The organism is Roseateles sp. DAIF2, from assembly GCF_015624425.1.
Taxonomy (GTDB): Bacteria; Pseudomonadota; Gammaproteobacteria; order Burkholderiales; family Burkholderiaceae_C; genus Kinneretia.
This window is the reverse complement of record NZ_CP049919.1, coordinates 2,418,628-2,439,047: the sequence shown is the minus strand read 5'-3', so window position 1 is coordinate 2,439,047 and position 20,420 is coordinate 2,418,628. Positions and strand designations below refer to the sequence as shown.

The window sequence follows — 20,420 nt, the reverse complement described above, 5'->3', positions numbered from 1 at the left end:
GCGGCGCGCATACCGGATTTCCGCGCCTGCTTCGTCTTAAGTTGCAGGCGGACCTCGTCCACAGATCGTGGCAAGCTCCGCCGGCATGAGGAGCCGTGTTGAACACCGATGAGTTGAACGCCTGGTTCGTGGACGAGGTGCTGCCCCAGGAGGCCATGCTGGAGCGCTTCCTGCGCCGCAACTGGCGCGATATGGACGAGATCCCCGATCTGCGCCAGGAGGTCTATGCCCGCGTCTACGACGGCTGCGCGCGCTGCAAGCCCGAATCGGCCCAGGCCTTCGTGCTGACGACCGCGCGCAATCTGCTGATCGACCGCGCCCGGCATGCGCAGATCGTCTCGATCGAGACCTATGCCGACATCGAGGCGCTGGTGCCGACCCTGGACGAGCTGAGCCCGGAACGCCACCTGGCCGCGCGCAGCGAGCTGAAGCTGCTGCAGCTGGCGCTGAACCTGCTGCCGGCGCGCTGTCGGGAGGTGGTCGAGCTGCGCAAGATCGAAGGGCTGTCGCAGCGGGAGGTCGCCTCGCGCATGGGCATCACCGAGGACACGGTGGAGCGCCAGGTCTCCAAGGGCGTGCGCGCCCTGGCACAGGCGCTGCAGTCCGCGGGGCAGGGCAGCAGCAACGCGGCGCCCGGCGTCGCGGCGCCGCTGCGAAAGGGACGGAAAACACAATGACAAAGAACCATCAACTGACTGAGATCGAGGCCCGTGCGGCCGACTGGATCGCCGAGCGCGACCGCGGCGAGGGGCAGCTGTCGCCCGCACGCCAGGCCGAACTGGACACCTGGCTGGGCGCCGCGACGGCGCACCGCGTCGCCTTCCTGCGCCTGGACCGGGCCTGGCAGCGTGCCGACCGCCTGCGCGCGCTGCAAGGCGCCGCGCCGGCCTTCAAGCCGCCCCCGCCCCTGCTGCCGCCGCGCCGCGCCGGCTGGGCCTGGCTGGCGCGGCCGCCGCTGCAGCATGCCGCCGCCGGCCTGGGCCTGGCGACCCTGGCCCTGGTGCTGGGGCTCAACTTCATCGGCCCGCGGCCGCAGACCACGGACTACGCCACCGCGCGCGGCCAGCGCGAGTCGGTCACCCTGGCCGACGGCTCGCGCCTGACCCTGAACACCGCCACCCAACTGCGCACCGAGGTGACGCCGCAGGCGCGCCAGGTCTGGCTGGACAGCGGCGAGGCCTTCTTCGACATCGCCCACGACGCGCAGCGCCCCTTCGTCATCCATGCCGGCAAGCAGCGGGTGACGGTGCTGGGCACCAAGTTCTCGCTGTTCCGCGACGGCGACAAGCTGCGCGTGGCCGTGCTGGAGGGCCGCGTGCAGGTGCAGGCCGAGCAGCACAGCGGCCGGGCCACGGTGCTGGCGCGCGCCGACACCGCGCTGGCCGAGGCCGGCAATCTGCTGGTCACCAAGGTCTCGCCGCAGCAGCTCTCGGCCAGCCTGGGCTGGCTGCAGGGCAAGCTGGTGCTCAACGAGGTCAGCCTGGCCGAGGCCGCGCGCCAGTTCAACCGCTACGGCAGCAAGCAGTTGGTCATCCAGGACGCGGCCGCCGCGCGCATCGTCATCGGCGGCGTGTTCGAGGCCGGCAATGTGGAGGCCTTCGCCCGCCTGCTGCATGCGGGCTTCGGCCTGCAGGTGCAGGTCGAGGGCGAGGAGATCCGGATCTCCAGCGCCGCGCTGTGAGCGCCGGGCCTCAGCCCGCCAGTTGCTCGTAGCCCCCGCTGGAGACGAACACCCGCACGCTGTCGCCGCCGGCGGCCTTGGCCTCGGCGCAGGCCAGGGTCGAGGCGCCGATCACCGCCTCGATGGTCTCGAGGCTGGGGTGGATCTGCACCACGCCGACGCAGGCCTTGACCCGGGTGCGGTGCAGGCCCCAGCGCAGGCGGTAGGCCGCGATCGAGGAGCGCAGCTTCTCGGCCACGATGCTGGCGTAATGCTGGTCGCAGTCGGGCAGCAGCACCGCGAAGCAATCCTTCTCCATGCGCGCCACCAGGTCCGACGCACGCACCTTGGTGACCAGCATCTGGCCCAGGCCGTAGAGGAAATGGTCGGCCACCTCGGGGCCCATCGACTGGATCACCTCCTTGAAGCGGTCCACGTCCACCCACAGCATCGACACCGGCTCATGGCGCCGGCTGCCCACATGCTCGGACAGGCGGCGCTCGAACTCGCGCCGGTTCGCCAGCTCGGTCAGCGGGTCATGTTTGGCGGTCCAGGTCGGCTGCAGGCGCAGCTGACGGGCCGCGGTCACGTCCTCGACGATCCACAGGGCCTCGCCCGAGGGCGCGTCCCAATGCACCGGGGTGGCCTGCAGCCGGCCCCAGAAGCGCGAGCCGTCGCGGCGCACATACTCGACCTCCTCGTCCAGCGGCCGGCCGGCGCCGAAGGCCGCGGCCTGCCGCTCCAGCATGCCGGCATGGGCCGTGTCAGAGACATGCACGGCGCGGCAGTCCTGGCCGCTCAGGTCGGTGTCGTCGCCATGGCCGAACAGGTGGTTGAAATGCTCGCTGACGACCTCGAAACGGGTGCCCTGCACAAAGCCCGCGGCCAGCGGCGCGCGCACCAGCAGGGCGCGCATGCGAGCGGCGATCAGCTCGCCGTTGTGATCGGCGGACTCGGGCTTGGACTGGCTGCTCTGCTGCGTCATCTGCGTCTCCTTGGGCCGGCGGCCCCTGGCACTATTGCAGGTGTAGCGCGTTTGCGCGCTGACGAAAACCCCGAAAGGCCCGGCCGACACCGCCTATTTTGCCGCCGCCGGCCCGTCCAGCTCGCGCAGGAAGCTGGCGAAGCGGGGCAGGCCCTTGTCCGTCAGGCCGCGATAGCGGTAGCTGACCAGGGCGCCGACGGGCGGCGGCGCGCGCCGCTGCGCCGCGCTGAAGCCGCTGCCCAGCAGGAAGACCTGGCCCGCCTCGTTGCGCACCCGCAGCGCGCCCAGCATGCCCGCATAGCGCCCCTCGCCCGGCAGATGGGCCAGCACCACCGCCTCGGCATCGTCCTGCGGCTTGAGCTTGAGCAGCACCTCGCGCCGGCCGGTCTGGTAGGGGGCCTCGGCCTCGTGCAGCATCAGCCCCTCGCCGCCCTCGCGCAACACCTCGGCCAGGCGTCCGCGCAGCGCCGCCTCGCTGGCCAGCCGCTGCTGCGGCACGGCCTGCAGGCCCGGCCAGCCGGCCGCGACCGCGATCTGCACCAGCCGTTCGGCCCGCTGCGCGAAACCGCCCTCGCCGCCCGGCAGCTCGAACAGCATGTAGCGGATCGCCTGCCATTCGGCCTCGCGCGGCCGGCGCCGCCGCACCGCAGCCGACAGCGCCTCGAAGCGCCCGCGCCCGGCCCACAGCTCGCCGTCCAGCGACTGACCGGCCGGCAGATGCGCGGTGAACCAGGCCGGCGCCGCGATCGACTGGCCGCCGCGGCTCAGCAGGCGCCGGCCGTCCCAGTAGGCGCGCACGCCGTCGAGCTTCTCGCTGACCAGGTAGCGCGACACATCGCCGAGCCGCTCGGGCGCCTTGTGCGCCAGCAGCAGCGCCGGGGCGTCCGCGCCGGCCGCACCGCGCGCCCACCAAGGCGCCGCCAGCAGGCCGGTGGCCAGCCATCCGTTGAATTGCCTTTTCTGCATGGCAGCGCTCCCTTGTGCCGCCGATGCTAGACCCTCGATCAGGGCGGCGCCAGCCCCTCGCAGCCCCGGCCGGCGGGCGCCAGGGCCTGGCGGTCGGCCGCCGGCAACGGCGCGCCGCGGTCGATCGCGATGCGCCAGCGGCCCGGGGCCTCCTGGCGCCAGACCGAGTTGAAGCGCGCCACCGGCTCGCCCTTGGCATTGCGCACCGGCCCGGTGGAATAGGCCAACTGGCCGTCGCCGGCAACGACGATCTGGTCCGGCTCCCAGGAGAACGGCGCCTCGGCGCCCTCGTAGAAGCCCTTCCAGGCCGCCACCACCGCGGCTCGCCCCTGGATCGGCTGGCCGCGGCCGTCGAAGAACAGGGTGGCCTCGGCCAGGTGCTGCTCGAAAGCGGCCAGGTCGCGCCGCGCCATGCTGGCCGCGAAGCCGCATTCGGCCGCCCGCACCTCGCGCTGCCAGCGCGATTGCTGCGCCTCGTTCGCCGGTTCGCCGGCCTGGGCCAGGCTCACACTGGCCAGCAGCAGCGGTAGCAGGGATAGGCGTCGTGTCATGGGCGAAGACTAGCCTAGCGGCGCGAGCGTGACAAAACTCACCGTTGCACGCGCAAATCCCGAGCCCGACACCCGCCGAGGCCGGCTACGCTCGCCGCGGCTCCATCGAATCCGTACTCGTGCCCCGCTCCCTCTTCCCCGTTTCCCCCTCCGGTTTCTCGCGACGCAGCGCCCTGCTGGGCCTGGCCGCGGCCCCGCTGGCGCTGCGCGCGCAAGCCGGCGCCGCACCGCGCCTGCGCCTGGTGGCCACCGAGTTCCCGCCCTACACCACCGCCGCGCTGGAGGGCGGCGGCATCGCCAGTGCGATCACCCGCGCCGCGCTGGAGCGGGCGGGCTGGGTCATGGAGCTGCAGTACCGGCCCTGGGTGCGCGCGCTGTCCGAGCTGCAGCAGGGCGCCTGGGACGGCGTGATCGGCGCCTGGCAGAGCCCGGAGCGTGAGCGCTTCATGGCCTTCCCGCGGCCGCTGGGCATCACCAACAAGATCGGTTTCCTGGCCCGGGCCGGCAGCGCGATCGCGGTGCACGACCTGAGCAAGCTGGCCGGGCTGAAAATCGGCACGGTGCGCGACTATGCCAACCCCGCCGCCTTCGAGCAGGCGAAACTGCAGCGCGACGAGGCTGTCGACGACCTGAGCAATCTGCGCAAGCTGCTGGCCGGCCGCATCGACCTGGCCCTGATCGACAAGGGCGTGGCCTTCCACCTGCTGCAGACCCAGTTGCGCGAGGCGGCCACCGCCCTGACCTGGCTGGAGCCGGCCGTGGCCGAGATGCCGCTCTACACCGCGCTGTCGCGCAGTAAGCCAGGTCTGCAGACGCGCCTGGCGGCCTTGAACAAGGGCTTGGCCGAGCTGCAGGCCAGCGGCGAGCTGGCCCGCATGCTGCAACGCAGCGCCCGCTGGTACTGACGCCCTATTCCGGCGCGATCTGCTCGGCGTACTCGTACAGCGCGCCGAGAATGTCCTGGCCGCGCTCGTCGTCTTCCGCCAGGGCCTCACCCAGCGCGTCGATGCGCTCGAAGAAGGTGGCCAGGGTCTGCGCCCCGCCCTCGCCCTCATGCAGGCGCGCGGCGCGATGCTCGGTCCAGCGCTGCGCCTCCGCCTCGCTCAGGGTGGCCGGAAAGTTGCGTGCGCGCCAGCGGAACACCAGCTCGTCCAGCCGCGCGTCGGCAAAGGCCAACCGGCCCTCGGCGGCGCGCTGCGCGACCTGCTCGGGCTTGAGCTCGCGCAGGCGTTGCAGCGCGCGGCGGTCCTCGTTGCCGACGAAGCCGCCGTACAGGTCCTCGTCCACATCCAGCGGCGGCAGCGCCTCGCGCTGGAACACGGCGCCCCACAGCCCGGCCAGCGCGCCGCCGCGCTCGGCCAGGGTCTGCGCATGGACCAGGCCCTGCTCGATGTCCAGCCCCCAGCGCTGGGCCATCGCCGGCGACAGGGTCTTCAGATTGCCGATCACGATCGGCGATTTGTTGATGTGGATGGTCTTGATCGGCAGCCGCGTCACGCCCTCCGGCAGCTCGGCCTGGCGGGTGAACATGCGCTGGCGCAGGGTTTCGGCGTCCAACCCGAACAGCTCGGCCGGATCGGCGGCCAGGTCCCAGACGATCAGCTCGTTCTTGTTGGTCGGGTGCCATGCCAGCGGCCAGACCAGCGCGATGCAGCCGCGCTCCGGGCCGTACATGCCGGAGATATGCAGGAAGGGCCGGTTGATGCCCATCTCGGCCTGCACCGCGTCCTTCTTGCGCAGCTTCAGGCAGAACTCGAACAGCTTGGGCTGGGCCGTTTTGATCAGCCGCGCCAGCGCGATCGTCGCGCGCACGTCGGACAGCGCATCGTGCGCCGCCTCGTGGCTCAGGCCGTTGGCCGCGGTCAGGTGCTCCAGCTTGAAGGAGGGCCGGCCGTCCTCATGCTTGGGCCATTCGATGCCCTCGGGGCGCAGCGCATAGGCGCAGCGCACCACGTCCAGCAGGTCCCAGCGGCCGCAGCCATCCTTCCACTCGCGCGCATAGGGATCGATCAGATTGCGCCAGAACAGGAAGCGCGTGACCTCGTCGTCGAAACGTATCGTGTTGTAGCCCACGCCCACCGTGCCCGGCTGCGCCAGCTGGGCCTCGATCGCGGCGGCGAACTCATGCTCGGGCAGGCCCTGCTCCAGGCAATGCTGGGGCAGGATGCCGGTCAGCAGGCAGGACTCGGGGTCGGGCAGGTAGTCGTCGGCCGGCCGGCAGTAGACCATCAGGGGCTCGCCGATCTCGTTCAGGTCGGCATCGGTACGCAGGCCGGCGAACTGGGCCGGGCGGTCATGGCGCGGCACGCGGCCGAAGGTTTCGTAGTCGTGCCAGAAAAAGGAAAACTCTTGCATGGCCGGCACAATAACCCAAGTGGTCGCTGGTCATAATCGGCGCCTTGCCCCCTTTGACCCCGACCTCGCGACGGATCCTCTCTTTGAACCCCTTTGCGCGCCTGCTGGCCCTGGTCCCCGAACCGCACCGTGACCTGGTGCGCCGTGCCCTGATCTTCATGGCGGCCGGCATCGCCGGCCTGCTGATGCTGGCGGCGGTGGCCGCGGTGCTGATCTATCCCAGCCTGCCCGACCTGGCCGAGCTGACCGACTACCGGCCCAAGCAGCCGCTGCGCGTCTATACCGCCGACGGGGTGCAGATCGGCGAGTTCGGCGCCGAGCGGCGCCGCTACCTGCCGCTGGACCAGATCCCGAAATCGATGCAGGACGCGCTGCTGGCGATCGAGGACACCGAGTTCTACGAGCATGGCGGCCTGTCCTACAGCGGCATCACGCGCGCCTTCCTGAACAATCTGTTCAGCTCGCGCAAGCAGGGCGCGTCGACCATCACCCAGCAGCTGGCGCGCGACTTCTACCTGACCAAGCGGCGCCTGTACAGCCGCAAGTTCATCGAGATGCTGCTGACCCTGAAGATGGAGGGCACGCTCTCCAAGCAGCAGATCCTCGAGATCTACATGAACCAGATCTTCCTGGGGCAACGGGCCTATGGCTTCGAGGCCGCGGCGCGGGTCTATTTCGGCAAGCCGCTGTCCGCCCTGAGCCTGGGCGAGACCGCGATGCTGGCCGGCCTGCCGCAGAACCCGATCTATGCCAACCCGGCCACCAACCTGACGCGCGCGACGCGCCGCCAGCAGGTGGTGCTGGCGCGCATGCATGAGCTCAAGCTGATCGACGATGCCCAGCTGGAGGCCGCCAAGGCCGAGAAGCTGCATATCCGCTCGGCCCAGGACCCGCGCCTGCATGCCGAGTTCGTCGCCGAGATGGTGCGCCAGCAGATCCACGAACAATATGGCGACGAGGCCTACACCCTAGGCCTGCAGGTCTTCACGACCCTGGAGTCGAACGAGCAGGCCGCCGCCTACCGCGGCCTGCGCCGCAGCCTGATGGACTTCGAGCGCCGCAAGCCCTACCGCGGCCCCGAGGGTTTCGTCGCGCTGCCCGACGGCGAGGCCGCGCGCGACGCGGCGATCGCCAAGGCCCTGGCCGAGCATCCGGACAACGACGAGTTGCGCGCCGCGGTGGTGATCGAGGCCTCGCCGAACAAGGTGCTGGCCAGCCTGCAGAGCGGCGAGGACCTGACGATCAGCGGCGACGGCCTGCGCGGCGCGGCCTCCGGCCTGGCGCCCAAGGCCAAGGCGGAGCTGCGCGTGCGGCCCGGCTCCATCATCCGCGTGCTGCGCGGCGCGCCCAGCAAGGCCGATCCCAAGGGGGCCTGGCTGATCACCCAGCTGCCCGAGGCCGAGGGTGCGCTGGTCGCGCTGGAGCCCGGCACCGGCCGCGTGCGCGCGCTGGTCGGCGGCTTCGACTTCGCGAAGAACCAGTTCAACCATGCCACCCAGGCCTTCCGCCAGCCCGGCTCCAGCTTCAAGCCCATCGTCTACTCGGCGGCGCTGGAGGCCGGCGTCACGCCCGCGACCCTGGTCGACGATGCGCCGATCGTGATCGGCGACTGGGCGCCCAAGAACTCCGACGGCCAGTTCGACGGCCCGATGACGGTGCGCCAGGCCCTGGCCCGCTCCAAGAACATGGTGACGATCCGGCTGCTGGAGAAGGTCACGCCGCACGCCGCGCGTCAATGGTCCGAGCGCTTCGGCCTGGACCTGGACAAGCAGCCCGACAACCTGACCCTGGCGCTGGGCAGCGGCGCCGCCACCCCGCTGCAGATGGCCAGCGCCTATGCGGTGTTCGCCAACGGCGGGCACCGGCTCAAGCCGCTGGTGATCGAGCGCATCGTCGACGCCAAGGGTCAGGTCTTGTTCGAGGCCAAGCCCGAGACGCCCAGCGAGGAGAACCGGGCGATCTCGGAGCGCAATGCCTTCGTGATGAGCAGCCTGCTCAACGAGGTGACGCGCAGCGGCACCGCGGCGCGCGCGCAGGGCGCGCTGAAGCGCGGCGACCTCTACGGCAAGACCGGCACCACCAACGACGCGGTCGACGCCTGGTTCGCCGGCTATCACCCTTCGCTGGCGGCCGTGGTCTGGATGGGCTACGACCAGCCCCGCAGCCTGGGCGACCGCGAATCGGGCGGCGGCCTGGCGCTGCCGGCCTGGATCGAGCTGATGGCCGAGGCGCTGAAGGGCGTGCCGGTGCGCGAGATCCAGCCGCCCGCCGAGGGCCTGCTGCGCGCGCCGCGCCCCGACGGGCTGGGCGAGGACTGGGCCTTCGAGGAATTCGCCGGTGAGGCCGGCATCAAGAGCATCGGCCTGGACCCGATCACGCCGGTCGTGCCGCCGGCCTCGGCGGCCAGCACGCCCTGAGGCGATCGGGGCGCGCGGCCGCCCTCCTCTTCTTCCCTACTCGCGGATCAGGCTGCGGCGCAGCGCCGGGTCGGCCTGGATCTCGCGCTCGCTGAAGGGCAGGCTGATCCACTGCTTGCGCGCGAACAGCCGGGTCTGGTCGGCCGCATGCGGCGAGGCCGGATCGGAGGACTGCGAGTAGGCCAGGATGGCCTGGGCCCGGGGGCCGTTGGCATCGAAGCCCACCACCTGCACATAGCTGGCGCCCTCCAGCATCTCGCGATGCCGCCCGTCCTCCGGCGCCCGGCTTTCCATCGCGTTGTAGATGCCCAGGTCCCCGCTGCCGCCATGCAGGCCGATCAGTTCCCCGCCGCGCGTCGCCCCCTGCACCTGGCCCCAGCGTCGGCCGTCCGCCCAGAGCTTGCTGTCGTCCACCTGTTTCACCGCCGCCCTCAGCGTGTCGGTCAGCAGGCTCGCCACCGCCGGGTCCTCGACTCTCAGGCCACTGGGCGTGCTAAGCGGCCGCGCCGGATCGAAGGGCTGGCGCCACAACCGGTCCGCCGGCTCGCCACGCTCGGCCAGTGTCTTGTCGAGCCTACTCACGAAGGCCTCGAAGTAGCCCAGGCCGATGCCGCTGTCGAGCTCGGCCTTGCGGTCCCAGGCGGCCAGGGCCGCGCAGGCTGCAGCCAGATCGGCCTGGCCGCGGCAGGCCGGCAGCAGATCATCCAGCCAGCGCTCCGCCAGGCCGGCCCGGTTCGAGAGCAGCAGCTGCTGAACCTGCTCCATGTCCAGGCGCTTGCCGCCTGCCAGCGCCTCGCTCACCGCGTTCAGGCCGAAGCGGGCGCGCTCGCGCAGCGGCCGGTCCTGGGCGCTGATCACCGGCGAGAAGCCGCGCAACGGCGCGGCCGGGTTGGCCTGCCAGGCGCTGTCGTTGGCGTTGTGCACGAAGTCGCGGCGCTCCAGCAGCGGCAGCTCGCCGCCGGCGTAGATGCCCGGCTGCGGGGCCTTCGGGTCGATCTCCCAATGGCAGTCCGAGCGCCCTTCCAGCATCACCACGCCGCTCTCCAGCAAGGCCGCATCGTCCGCCGACTGGCAGCGGCGCAGCCGCTCGGCCGGCAGCCGGGGCACCGGCGTGGCCGCCAGCATCAGCGCGCGGCCGGCCTTGTCCACCGCCAGGGTGTTGTTCCAGGGGTTGCCGACATTGCGCTGCACCGCGGTCTTCAGCTCGTCGAGGTTGCGCGCGCGGCTGATGCCGTACCACTCCTCCACCATCCGGTGGTTGTCCCAGTTCGCATCGCGCAGGGCGATCGCGGTCTGGCGGTCCTTCCAGCCGACCAGCCAGCCAAACTCGCTGCTGTAGAAGCTGCGCGACTGGGTCTGCAGCTTGCCGTCCGCGCCCTTGACGCTGATGCTCAGCTCGCGACGCTGCATCGGCTTGCTCTGCTGGTCAACCAGGTAGCGGGTCGGGTCGGCGGGATCCAGGCGCAGGCGGTAGAAACTGCTGTGCGCCGAGCTGACGGTGGTGTGTGACCAGGCGAACTCCGGCGTGAAGCCGATGCCCACCAGCGGCACGCCCGGCAGGGTCGCGCCCATCACGTCGAACTTGCCGGCGATCGTCGTGTGCAGCATGCCCATGCGCAGGATGCCGCTCCAGGGGAAATGCGGGTTGCCCAGCAGCAGGCCGCGCCCGTCGCGCGTTGCCTCGCTGCCCAGGGCCAGCGCATTGCTGGCGGTCGGGCGCGAGCGGCGCCCCAGGTCCAGCGGCGCGCCGCCCTGGTCGGCCTGTGCCGGCTCGGCCGTGGCGATGGCCTCGATCAGATCGCCGGAGCCGTTCAGGGTGCCATAGAAGCGCCACAGGCGGATCAGGTCGGCCTCGCCGATCTTGTTGCGCACCCAGGGCCGGTCGCGGCAGTCGGCCGGCAGATCGCTGCTGGCGGCCTGGGCCAGATGGCGGTTGTAGCCGGCCACCCAGCCGCGCATCAGTGCGCGCACCGGCGCCGACTGCGCCCGCAGGGCCGCCTGCACCGCCGGCTCGTCGTTGAGCAGGCGGAAGTAGTAGTCCGAGCCGATGTTCTCGCCCAGGCTGCCGGGCTCCGACCTGCCGGCGCCCAGATGGCGCGCGCGCTCGCCGGCCACGGTGACAAAACTCTCGGCCAGCACGCACAGGCCGTCCTGCGCCTGGGCATAGCCGACGCCATAGCCCAGGCCGGCCTCGTCGTCGGCCTTGACATGGGGCACGCCATAGGCGGTGCGCCGCAGCTCGGCGCTCAGATCGCCGCGCTTCTTGTCGTCGGAGCCGCCGCAGGCGGCCAGCAGCGCGGCGGCGGCCGTCGCCAGGGCGATCAGCCGCGGGCGCAGCAGGGTCCGGTCGGCCGGGCCGCCATTGATCACATCGATTCGCTTCATCATCACTTCCAGGGTTGCGGTACTGGAAATGCTGGGCCGCCGGCATGAAGCGCGGCTGAGCCGTGGCTGAAGCGGCGCTGAAGCCTTCGTGAAGACCGTTCAGGACAAGAGGCGCGCCAGCAGCTCGGCCTCGCGCGCCGGGCTTAGCCCGGCCTTGCTGAAGCCCTGCTCGCCCTCGGGCAGGCCGCGCCACCAGGCCAGCGTGTCGGCCACGGTCTCGGCCAGCGGCCGGATGCGCAGGCCGGCGGCCAGTGCGCGCTCGGTCGCCGTGTGCATGAAGGCGGCGTACTCGCCCTGCGCCGGCAGCCACAGCGGCAGCTCGGTCCAGGGCTTGACCTGGGCCGCCTGCAGCCAGGCCTCGTCGGCCCAGGCCCAGCGCGGCGCCACGCCGGCCGCCGCCGCGCAGGCCTGCAGCAGCGCGCCGCGGCGCCATTGCCCGGGGCCCGACACCACGTTGAAGGTCCCGCCCAGGCCGCGCTCCAGCGCGTCGAGCGCGAAAGCGGCCAGGTCGCGGGCGTCGATGCCTTGCAGCGCATCGTCGGCGCGGCCCGGCACCAGCACCGGCTCGGCATCCCGCGCACGCGCGACGCGGGCGGGCCAGTAGCTGAAGCGCTGGGTCGGGTCATGCGGCCCGACCACCAGGCCCGGCCGCAGGATCAGGGCCCGGTCCGGGCCGAGATGGCGCCGCACCGGCGCCTCGCAGGCGGCCTTCAGCGGGCCGTAGCTGGCGCCGTCGACCACCTCGGTGGCCGGATCGCTGAGCACACCCAGCGGCGAGCCCTCGTCGTTGGGCGTCGCGAAGCTGGCATAGGCCGAGATGCTGGAGATGTAGAGATAGCGCCCCACCCGGCCCGCCAGCAGCGCGGCGCTGGCCTCAACCTCGCGCGGCAGGTAGCCGCAGCAGTCCAGCACCGCGTCCCATTGACCCTCGGCCAGGGCCGACAGGTCCAGCCGGCGGTCGCCGCGGCGGCGTTCCAGCTGCGGGAACAGCGCCCCGGCGGTCCGGCCGCGGTTGAACAGGGTCAGGTCATGCCCGCGGGCCAGCGCGGCTTCCACCAAGTGCCGGCCGACGAACTGGGTACCACCGAGTATGAGCAGCTTCATGCCCCGATGCTAGCGACCCGGGCGGCCGCATGCCGAAAGTTCAGTCTTGCAGCGGCTTCTTGCGCAGCACCACACTGCCGACCGAATAGCCGGCGCCGAAGGAACAGATCACGCCCAGGTCGCCGCCGGCCAGGTCGGCGCGATGGGCGTGGAAGGCGATGATCGAACCGGCCGAGGCGGTGTTGGCGTACTCGTCCAGGATCAGCGGCGCGATGTCGCTGCCGGTCTCCGCGAGATCCTGGCCGACCAGCCGCTTGATCACCAGCTGGTTCATGCCCAGATTGGCCTGGTGCAGCCAGTAGCGCCGCACCGCGGCGGGGGCATGGCCCAGCGCGGCCAGGTGCGCCTCGATATGGGCTGCGGCCAGCGGCACGACCTCCTTGAACACCTTGCGGCCCTCCTGGCGGAAGGTCTTGTCGCGCGCGCCCGGATCGCTGTCCTCGCTGCGGTTCAGGAAGCCGAAGTTGTTGCGGATATTGTTGGAGAACTGGGTCGCGAGCTTGGTGCCCAGCACCTCCCAGGGCTCGGCGGCGACGGCGTCCTCGGCGCGCTCGACGATCAGCGCGGTGCAGACATCGCCGAAGATGAAATGGCAGTCGCGGTCCTTCCATTCCAGATGGGCCGAGGTGATCTCGGGGTTCACCACCAGCACGCAGCGGGCCGTGCCGGCGCGCACCGCGTTGACCGCCTGCTCCAGCGCGAAGGTGGCCGAGGAGCAGGCCACGTTCATGTCGAAGCCGTAGCCGCCGGCGCCCAGGGCCTGCTGGATCTCGATCGCCATTGCCGGGTAGGCGCGCTGCATGTTCGCGCTGGCGCACAGCACCGCGTCGATCTCATGGCCCTGGCGGCCGGCCTGGGCAAGCGCCTCGCGCGCCGCCTCGACCGCGATCTCGGCCATCAGCGAGAGCTGGTCGTCGGGGCGCTCCGTCAGGCGCGGGTACATGCGGGTCGGGTCCAGCACGCCGCCCTTCTCGATCACATAGCGCTGCTTGATGCCCGAGGCCTTCTCGATGAACTCGACGCTGGAATGGGTCAGCGCCGCGCGCTCGCCGGCCGCGATGGCCGCCGCATGCTGGGCGTTCTGCAGGTCGGCATAGCGGTTGAAGGCCTCGACCAGCTCGGCATTGCTGATGGTGTGCGGCGGCCGGTACAGGCCGGTGCCGCTGATGACGACTGCTGCGCTCATGGCTCGCTTTGTTCGGGCGGGGGCGCAAGTGTAGCCAGGGGGCCCATCGGGGGGCAAAGAGGACTTACCCAAACCGGGTCGCGCCATTGCGCGTAGAATCAATCACCGGGCCCAAATTTTGGCGCCCGGTTTTTTGTGTCCGCACCATGCCCCGCCGCATGGCCTCGCGCCGACACAAATAGATAGCCGGGTCTCCAAGTCAAGCGCTCGCAGCCCAGGTGGTGCACTGCATGCAACGCACCCCGACTTTGCGAACTTGGACACGATGGAAATCTTCGACTACGACAACATCCTGCTGCTGCCGCGCAAATGCCGCGTCGAAAGCCGCGCCGAATGCGACACCTCGGTGGAATTCGGCCCGCGCCGCTTCAAGCTGCCGGCGGTGCCGGCGAACATGAAGACGGTGGTGGATGAAAAGATCACCGAATGGCTGGCCGCCAACGGTTACTTCTATGTGATGCACCGCTTCGACCTGGACAACGTCCAGTACGCCAAGGCGATGCGCGACAAGGGCCTGTTCGTCTCGCTGAGCTCGGGCGTCAAGCCGGCCGACTATGCGGTGATCGACCGCCTAGCCGCCGACGGCGTGGGCGCCGACTACATCACGATCGACATCGCCCATGGTCATGCCGACAGCGTGCAGCGCATGATCGCCCATATCAAGCAGAAGCTGCCGAACACCTTCGTGATCGCCGGCAATGTCGGCACACCCGAGGGCGTGATCGACCTGGAGAACTGGGGCGCGGACGCGACCAAGGTCGGCATCGGCCCCGGCAAGGTCTGCATCACCCGGCTCAAGACCGGCTTCGGCACCGGCGGCTGGCAGCTCTCGGCGCTGAAATGGTGCGCCCGCGTCGCGACCAAGCCCATCATCGCCGACGGGGGCATCCGCCACCATGGTGACATCGCCAAGAGCGTGCGCTTCGGCGCCTCGATGGTGATGATCGGCTCGCTGTTCGCCGGCCATGAGGAATCGCCCGGCAACACCGTCGAGGTCGACGGCAAGCGCTACAAGGAGTACTACGGCTCGGCCTCGGACTTCAACAAGGGCGAGTACAAGCATGTCGAGGGCAAGCGCATCCTCGAGCCGGTCAAGGGCCGCTTCGCCGACACCGTGCGCGAGATGCAGGAAGACCTGCAGAGCTCGGTCTCCTATGCCGGCGGCCGCACGCTGGCGGATCTGAAGAAGGTGAACTACGTGATCCTGGGCGGAGAGAACGCGGGCGAGCACCTGTTCATGTAAAACGGACCGAAGCCTCGAAGCCCGGCTGGGCGTTGCGCAGCTCCAGCCGGGACCCATGGGCCTCGGCCACCAGCCGGCACAGGCACAGGCCCAGGCCCACGCCGCCTTCGCCGCGGGTGCGCGCCGCATCCGGGCGGTAGAAGGGCTGGCCCAGCTGGGCCAGCGCCTCGGGCGGCACGCCCGGCCCCTGGTCGCGCACCGTCAGCCGCAGGCCCGCGCCCTCGCGGCGCAGGCTGGCCACCACCGGCCCGCGCGCCGCGTCGTTGTGGCGCAGCGCGTTGTGGATCAGGTTGCGCAGCAGCAGCTGCACCCGCAGCCGGTCCAGGCGCAGCAGCGGCAGGCCCGGCTCGATCTGCAGCGCCAGCCCCTCATCCTCATGCACCTGCTCGCGCAGCAGCGCGGCCAGGTCGCAATCGGCCAGCTGCAGCGCGCTGTGGCCGCCGCCCAGGCGCTCGCTCTCCAGCAGCGCGCTGATCAGGTCGCGCATCTGCGCCAGCTCGTCCAGCAGCGCATCGCGCGAGGCGCCCTCCTGCACCAGCTCGGCATGCAGCCGGGCGCGGGTCAGCGGGCTGCGCAGCTCATGGCTGATCGCCAGCAGCAGCGCGCGCTTGCCGTCCAGCATGGCCTGGATGTCGGTGGCCATCTGGTTGAAGCGATGCGCGAGATCGCCAATCTCGTCGCGGTGGGGGACCTGCACGCGATACCGGAAATCGCCGCGGCCGAAGGCCTCGGCCCCGGCCGCCAGCGCACGCAGCGGCCGCACCAGGTGGCGGATCGCGCTGTAGGCCAGGCCGGTCACCAGAAGCAGCAGCGGCACCGCCACCCAGGCCGGATAGGCCTCCTGCAGCGCGCCGTAGCAGATCAGGCTGCCCAGCAGCGCCAGCAGCATGAACACCGCGATCAGGCGCGCGCCGAGCGAATGCTTGAAGCGCGCATGGTGGCGGTGCCAGCGCTGGTGCCAGCGTTGCCGCGCGCGCAGCTGCCATTGCCAATGACGCTGGTGGAACTGCCCATGGTGGCCGGGCCGCAAGCGCCGGTGTCGGCGCGCGCCCCTCATGGCCGCGGCTCCGCCGGCGGCAGCGCGAAGCAGTAGCCGGCATTGCGCAGGGTCTTCAGCGCCTCCAGCGGCTCCAGCTTGCGCCGCAGGCGGCTGACCAGGATGTCGACCGCGCGGGTGTAGAGATCATCGGCCTCCTGGCCGCGCAGCCGGTTCAGGATCTCGTCGCGCGAGAACACCCGGCCCGGCTCGCGCGCCAGCAGAACCAGCAGCTCATACTCGGTGCTGGTCAGCTCGACCGCGCCGGCCTCGCCCTGCACCAGGCGGCGCACGGTGTCGATCTCCAGCCCCTCAAAACGCAGCAGCGCGAGCGCGGCCGGGGCGGCAGCCGGCGGCGCGGGCCGCACCCGGCGCAGGATGGTCTGCAGCCGCGCGGCCAGCTCGCGCGGCTCGAAGGGCTTGGGCAGGTAGTCGTCTGCGCCCAGCTCCAGGCCGACCACCCGGTCGGTCAGGTCGCCGCGCGCGGTCAGCATCAGGATCGGCAGCTCGCGCCAGGGCTCGGTGCTGGCGCGCAGGCGCTTGCAGAACTCGAAGCCGTCCATCTCCGGCAGCATGCCGTCCAGGATCAGCGCATCGAAGCGCTCGCCGGCCAGGCGCTTGAGCGCGGCGCTGGGGCGGGTCTCGGCGCAAAGTTCGAAGTCGAAGCGCGCCAGGTACTGGGTCAGCGGCGCGGCCAGCGCCTCGTCGTCGTCAAGAAGCAGCAGTCGGTGCATGTTGTCAGCCATTGTGCCCGCGGCGCTGCTGCAGGCTGATGGCGCGCTCCGGGCAGGCCTGCACACACAGGCCGCAGCCGCTGCAGGCGTCCAGGTTGGGCGTCAGCGCCTGGCGCCAGCCATGGGCATAGCCCTTGAGCAGGCCGGTGATGCGCAGGCCCTGGCGCTGCTCGACCGGCAGCACGCCCAGCGCGAACACGCCCTGCGGGCAGACGCGCACGCAATCGCCCTTGCCTTCGCAGCGGTTGCGGTTGATGCGCGGCTCGACGGCGGCCTGCCAGGCGCGCGGCGCTGCGGGCGCGTTCACCGCTCGCCCCGGCGCTGACGCAGGCGGCGCAGCTGGAAGCGCAGGGCCTGCTGCTGCTCGAAGTCCAGCGCGTCGAAGAAATCGCCCAGCGCCGTCACCAGGGCCGGGCCGGCGCTGCGCAGCGCCTCCAGCCGCTGCTCCAGCAGGGCCTGGGCCCGCTCGCGGGCGAAGTTGTCGCCGGCCAGCAGCTCCGCCAGCTCGGGGCCGCCCAGCCAGGCCTTCAGCGCGCGGCGCTGGCGCTGGAGCTGCGCCAGCAGCTCGGCCAGGCGCTCGCGCTGCTCGGCGCCGAGGTCGAGGCGGGCGGCGATGCGCTCCAGCAGGGCATCGCCGGGATCGCCGGCAAGCTGTGCGGCGGCGTCGGCGGCGTGGCCAGCAAACCCAGCCAGAGGGTGGCCGAACCAAGCGCCATGACGGTGGTGCTCATGGTGAGGACGGGACGCGGAGTGGGCATGATGATGATGGTGGTGTTGACGCAGGCGGTGGAACAGGATCATTTCGGGGGGTCCTTCGATGGCGGGAAGCTTGTGCTTCGCATGATTCCGGGCCGCCCCGCGGCGCGCATCTCGGTGCGGTATCGCTGGGTTTCGTTTTGTATCCAGGGGCCACCTACAATCGGCGATCCCCGTCCGTTCCAATCACGCCCCGGGCACCGCTGCGTGCCCCGACCTTCCCATGACCGAACTTGCGAAGTCCTTCGAGCCCGCCGCCCTGGAAGCCCAATGGGGTCCCCTGTGGGAGGCCAAGGGCCTGTACAAGCCCACGCTGGACCCGGCGCGCGAGTCCTTCTGCATCCAGCTGCCGCCGCCCAATGTGACCGGCACCCTGCACATGGGCCATGCGTTCAACCAGACCATCATGGACTCGCTGACGCGCTATCACCGGATGCGCGGCTTCAACACCCTGTGGGTGCCGGGCACCGACCATGCCGGCATCGCAACCCAGATCGTCGTCGAGCGCCAGCTGCAGGAGAAAGGCCAGAGCCGTCACGACCTGGGCCGCAAGAACTTCGTCGCGCGGGTCTGGGAATGGAAGCAGGAGTCCGGCAACACCATCACGCGCCAGATGCGCCGCATGGGCGACTCGGTGTCCTGGGAGCACGAGTACTTCACGATGGACGAGAAGCTCTCGGCCGTCGTCACCGACACCTTCGTCAAGCTCTACGAGGAAGGCCTGATCTACCGCGGCAAGCGCCTGGTGTCCTGGGACCCGATCCTGAAGTCCGCCGTCTCCGACCTGGAGGTCGAGAGCGAGGAGGAGGACGGCTCGCTGTGGCATATCCGCTATCCGCTGGCCGAGGGCGCGGAATCGCTGGTGGTCGCCACCACCCGCCCCGAGACCATGCTGGGCGACACCGCGGTGATGGTGCACCCCGAGGACGAGCGCTATGCGCATCTGATCGGCAAGCAGGTCAGGCTGCCGATCACCGGCCGCCTGGTGCCGGTGATCGCCGACGACTATGTGGACAAGGACTTCGGCACCGGCGTGGTCAAGGTCACGCCGGCGCATGACACCAACGACTACCAGGTCGGCCAGCGCCATGCGCTGCCGATGCTAACCATCTTCGACCTCGAGGCCAAGGTCAGCAACGCCGAGGTGGGCGAGATCCCGGCCGAATATGTCGGCCTGGACCGCTTCGTCGCGCGCAAGAAGATCGTGGCCCAGCTGGAGGCCGAAGGCCTGCTGGTCGAGACCAAGAAGCACAAGCTGATGGTGCCGCGCTGCGCCCGCACCGGCCAGGTGATCGAGCCGATGCTGACCGACCAGTGGTTCGTCGCGATGAGCAAGGCCGGCGCCAACGGCAAGAGCATCGCCGAGGAGGCGATCGAGGCCGTGTCCTCTGGCGAGGTCAAGTTCGTGCCCGAGAACTGGGTCAACACCTACAACCAGTGGATGAAGAACATCCAGGACTGGTGCATCTCGCGCCAGCTCTGGTGGGGGCATCAGATCCCGGCCTGGTACGACGAGGACGGCCGGGTCTATGTCGCCCGCGACGAGGCCGAGGCACAGGCCAAGGCGCCGGGCAAGACCCTGACCCGCGACGAGGACGTGCTGGACACCTGGTATTCCTCCGCCCTGGTGCCCTTCTCCACCCTGGGCTGGCCGGCCAAGACGCTGGAGCAGGACCTGTTCCTGCCCAGCTCGGTGCTGGTGACCGGCTACGACATCATCTTCTTCTGGGTCGCCCGGATGATCATGATGACCAAGCATTTCACCGGCCGGGTGCCCTTCAAGCATGTCTACATCCATGGCCTGGTGCTGGATGCGCAGGGCAAGAAGATGAGCAAGTCCGAGGGCAATGTGCTGGACCCGGTGGACCTGATCGACGGCATCGAGCTGGCCCCGCTGCTGGACAAGCGCACCCAGGGTCTGCGCAAGCCCGAGACCGCGCCCAAGGTGCGCAAGGCCACCGAGAAGGAGTTCCCCGAGGGCATCCCCGGCTACGGCGCCGACGCGCTGCGCTTCACCTTCGCGGCGATGGCGACCCTGGGCCGCTCGGTCAACTTCGATTCCAAGCGCTGCGAGGGCTACCGCAACTTCTGCAACAAGCTGTGGAACGCGACCCGCTTCGTGCTGATGAACACCGAGGGCCAGGACTGCGGCCTGGCCCATGAGCAGGGCCAATGCCCGCCGGGCTACAACCAGTTCTCGCAGGCCGACCGCTGGATCGTCAGCGAGCTGCAGAAGGTGGAAGCCGCGGTGACTCAGGGCTTCGCCGACTACCGCCTGGACAACGTCGCCAACGCGATCTACTCCTTCGTCTGGGACGAGTACTGCGACTGGTACCTGGAGATCGCCAAGGTGCAGATCCAGACCGGCGATGAGAGCCAGCAGCGCGCCACCCGCCGCACCCTGATCCGCGTGCTGGAGACCATCCTGCGCCTGCTGCACCCGATCGCGCCCTTCATCACCGAGGAGCTGTGGCAGACCGTCGCGCCGATCGCCGGGCGTAAGGGCAGCGAGTACCTGGTCAACGCGCCCTACCCGGTAGCCCAGCCCGAGCGCATCGACGAGGCCGCCTGTGCCTGGGTGAAACAGCTGAAAGATCTGGTGAGCACCTGCCGCAGCCTGCGCAGCGAGATGAGCCTCTCGCCGGCCGAGCGCGTGCCGCTGCTGGCCTGCGGCGAGCTGGACTTCCTGCGCCAGGCCGCGCCGGCGCTGAAGGTGCTGGCCAAGCTGGCCGAGGTGCAGTTGATCGAGGACGAGGCCGCCTTCAACGACGCCAGCGCGATGTCACCGGTGCTGGTGCTGGGCGGCACCCGTCTGGCGCTGAAGGTGGAGATCGACGTCGAGGCCGAGAAGGCCCGCCTGGCCAAGGAGATCGCCCGACTGGACGGCGAGATCGGCAAGGCCACCGCCAAGCTGTCGAACGAGAGCTTCGTCGCGCGCGCGCCGGCGGCCGTGGTCGAGCAGGAGCGTCAGCGCATCGCCGATTTCAGCAACACCGTGACGCGCTTACGCGCGCAACTGAATCAGTTGCAGGCCCGCTGAAG

The 20,420-nt window shown here is 70.6% G+C and carries 17 protein-coding genes; 6 read left to right on the top strand and 11 right to left on the bottom strand.

Annotated elements, in window-relative coordinates:
* Window positions 1–95 precede the first annotated feature (95 nt).
* Window positions 96–677 carry an RNA polymerase sigma factor gene (locus G8A07_RS11345; protein WP_249937303.1) on the top strand — a complete coding sequence of 194 codons (582 nt, stop codon included), beginning with the start codon at window positions 96–98 and terminating at the stop codon, window positions 675–677.
* Window positions 674–1,681: a FecR family protein gene (locus G8A07_RS11340; RefSeq protein ID WP_195797094.1), complete on the top strand. Its 1,008-nt coding sequence runs from the start codon at window positions 674–676 to the stop codon at window positions 1,679–1,681. Before G8A07_RS11345 ends, G8A07_RS11340 begins: the two co-directional genes overlap by 4 nt.
* A gap of 10 nt (window positions 1,682–1,691) precedes the next feature.
* Here the strand turns inward: G8A07_RS11340 and G8A07_RS11335 are convergent, their stop codons facing one another.
* From G8A07_RS11335 to G8A07_RS11325, 3 genes are all read right to left on the bottom strand, one after another.
* The gene (locus G8A07_RS11335) at window positions 1,692–2,645 is read right to left on the bottom strand and encodes a sensor domain-containing diguanylate cyclase (RefSeq protein ID WP_195797093.1); all 954 of its coding nucleotides are present in this window, start codon (window positions 2,643–2,645) and stop codon (window positions 1,692–1,694) included.
* Between the two features lie 93 nt (window positions 2,646–2,738).
* Window positions 2,739–3,611 carry a DNA ligase gene (locus G8A07_RS11330; RefSeq protein ID WP_195797092.1) on the bottom strand — a complete coding sequence of 291 codons (873 nt, stop codon included), beginning with the start codon at window positions 3,609–3,611 and terminating at the stop codon, window positions 2,739–2,741.
* A 38-nt stretch (window positions 3,612–3,649) separates the two neighbouring features.
* Window positions 3,650–4,162, bottom strand: a complete 513-nt coding sequence (locus G8A07_RS11325) for a DUF4440 domain-containing protein (RefSeq protein WP_195797091.1) — start codon at window positions 4,160–4,162, stop codon at window positions 3,650–3,652.
* A gap of 119 nt (window positions 4,163–4,281) precedes the next feature.
* Here G8A07_RS11325 and G8A07_RS11320 point away from each other — a divergent pair, with 119 nt between their 5' ends.
* Window positions 4,282–5,067 carry an ABC transporter substrate-binding protein gene (locus tag G8A07_RS11320; protein ID WP_195797090.1) on the top strand — a complete coding sequence of 262 codons (786 nt, stop codon included), beginning with the start codon at window positions 4,282–4,284 and terminating at the stop codon, window positions 5,065–5,067.
* 4 nt (window positions 5,068–5,071) lie between these two features.
* Here G8A07_RS11320 and sbcB read toward each other — a convergent pair whose 3' ends face one another.
* Window positions 5,072–6,517, bottom strand: a complete 1,446-nt coding sequence (sbcB, locus tag G8A07_RS11315; RefSeq protein ID WP_195797089.1) for an exodeoxyribonuclease I — start codon at window positions 6,515–6,517, stop codon at window positions 5,072–5,074.
* An 83-nt stretch (window positions 6,518–6,600) separates the two neighbouring features.
* Between sbcB and G8A07_RS11310 the strand changes: the two genes are divergently transcribed.
* Window positions 6,601–8,934: a penicillin-binding protein 1A gene (locus G8A07_RS11310; RefSeq protein WP_249937302.1), complete on the top strand. Its 2,334-nt coding sequence runs from the start codon at window positions 6,601–6,603 to the stop codon at window positions 8,932–8,934.
* Between the two features lie 36 nt (window positions 8,935–8,970).
* Here G8A07_RS11310 and G8A07_RS11305 read toward each other — a convergent pair whose 3' ends face one another.
* The 3 genes from G8A07_RS11305 to G8A07_RS11295 all read right to left on the bottom strand — a co-directional run bounded on the left by G8A07_RS11305 (window position 8,971) and on the right by G8A07_RS11295 (window position 13,609).
* Window positions 8,971–11,322, bottom strand: a complete 2,352-nt coding sequence (locus G8A07_RS11305) for a penicillin acylase family protein (protein WP_195797088.1) — start codon at window positions 11,320–11,322, stop codon at window positions 8,971–8,973.
* Window positions 11,323–11,418: 96 nt separating this feature from the next.
* Complete coding sequence (locus G8A07_RS11300) at window positions 11,419–12,423, bottom strand: NAD-dependent epimerase/dehydratase family protein (RefSeq protein ID WP_213086267.1); 1,005 nt, start codon at window positions 12,421–12,423, stop codon at window positions 11,419–11,421.
* Window positions 12,424–12,463: 40 nt separating this feature from the next.
* Window positions 12,464–13,609 carry a beta-ketoacyl-ACP synthase III gene (locus G8A07_RS11295; RefSeq protein WP_195797087.1) on the bottom strand — a complete coding sequence of 382 codons (1,146 nt, stop codon included), beginning with the start codon at window positions 13,607–13,609 and terminating at the stop codon, window positions 12,464–12,466.
* A 265-nt stretch (window positions 13,610–13,874) separates the two neighbouring features.
* Here G8A07_RS11295 and G8A07_RS11290 point away from each other — a divergent pair, with 265 nt between their 5' ends.
* Window positions 13,875–14,852 carry a GMP reductase gene (locus G8A07_RS11290; protein WP_195797717.1) on the top strand — a complete coding sequence of 326 codons (978 nt, stop codon included), beginning with the start codon at window positions 13,875–13,877 and terminating at the stop codon, window positions 14,850–14,852.
* Here the strand turns inward: G8A07_RS11290 and G8A07_RS11285 are convergent.
* Genes G8A07_RS11285 through G8A07_RS11270 form a run of 4 tightly spaced genes read right to left on the bottom strand, consistent with a single transcriptional unit; the run spans window position 14,845 to window position 17,423 of the window.
* A complete protein-coding gene (locus G8A07_RS11285; RefSeq protein ID WP_195797086.1) occupies window positions 14,845–15,909 on the bottom strand; it encodes a cell wall metabolism sensor histidine kinase WalK in 1,065 nt (354 codons plus the stop codon). The two genes, G8A07_RS11290 and G8A07_RS11285, sit on opposite strands and share 8 nt — an antisense overlap.
* A complete protein-coding gene (locus G8A07_RS11280) occupies window positions 15,906–16,622 on the bottom strand; it encodes a response regulator transcription factor (RefSeq protein WP_195797085.1) in 717 nt (238 codons plus the stop codon). The genes G8A07_RS11285 and G8A07_RS11280 overlap by 4 nt, the downstream gene beginning before the upstream one ends.
* 4 nt (window positions 16,623–16,626) lie before the next feature.
* Window positions 16,627–16,929 (bottom strand): 4Fe-4S binding protein, encoded by a 303-nt coding sequence (locus tag G8A07_RS11275; protein WP_195797084.1) that lies wholly within the window; start codon window positions 16,927–16,929, stop codon window positions 16,627–16,629.
* Window positions 16,926–17,423, bottom strand: coding sequence for a Spy/CpxP family protein refolding chaperone (locus tag G8A07_RS11270; RefSeq protein WP_195797083.1), 498 nt, complete (start codon window positions 17,421–17,423; stop codon window positions 16,926–16,928). The genes G8A07_RS11275 and G8A07_RS11270 overlap by 4 nt, the downstream gene beginning before the upstream one ends.
* 178 nt (window positions 17,424–17,601) lie before the next feature.
* On the opposite strand from G8A07_RS11270, the gene G8A07_RS11265 reads away from it, so the two are divergent.
* The gene (locus G8A07_RS11265; RefSeq protein WP_195797082.1) at window positions 17,602–20,418 is read left to right on the top strand and encodes a valine--tRNA ligase; all 2,817 of its coding nucleotides are present in this window, start codon (window positions 17,602–17,604) and stop codon (window positions 20,416–20,418) included.
* Window positions 20,419–20,420: the final 2 nt, after the last annotated feature.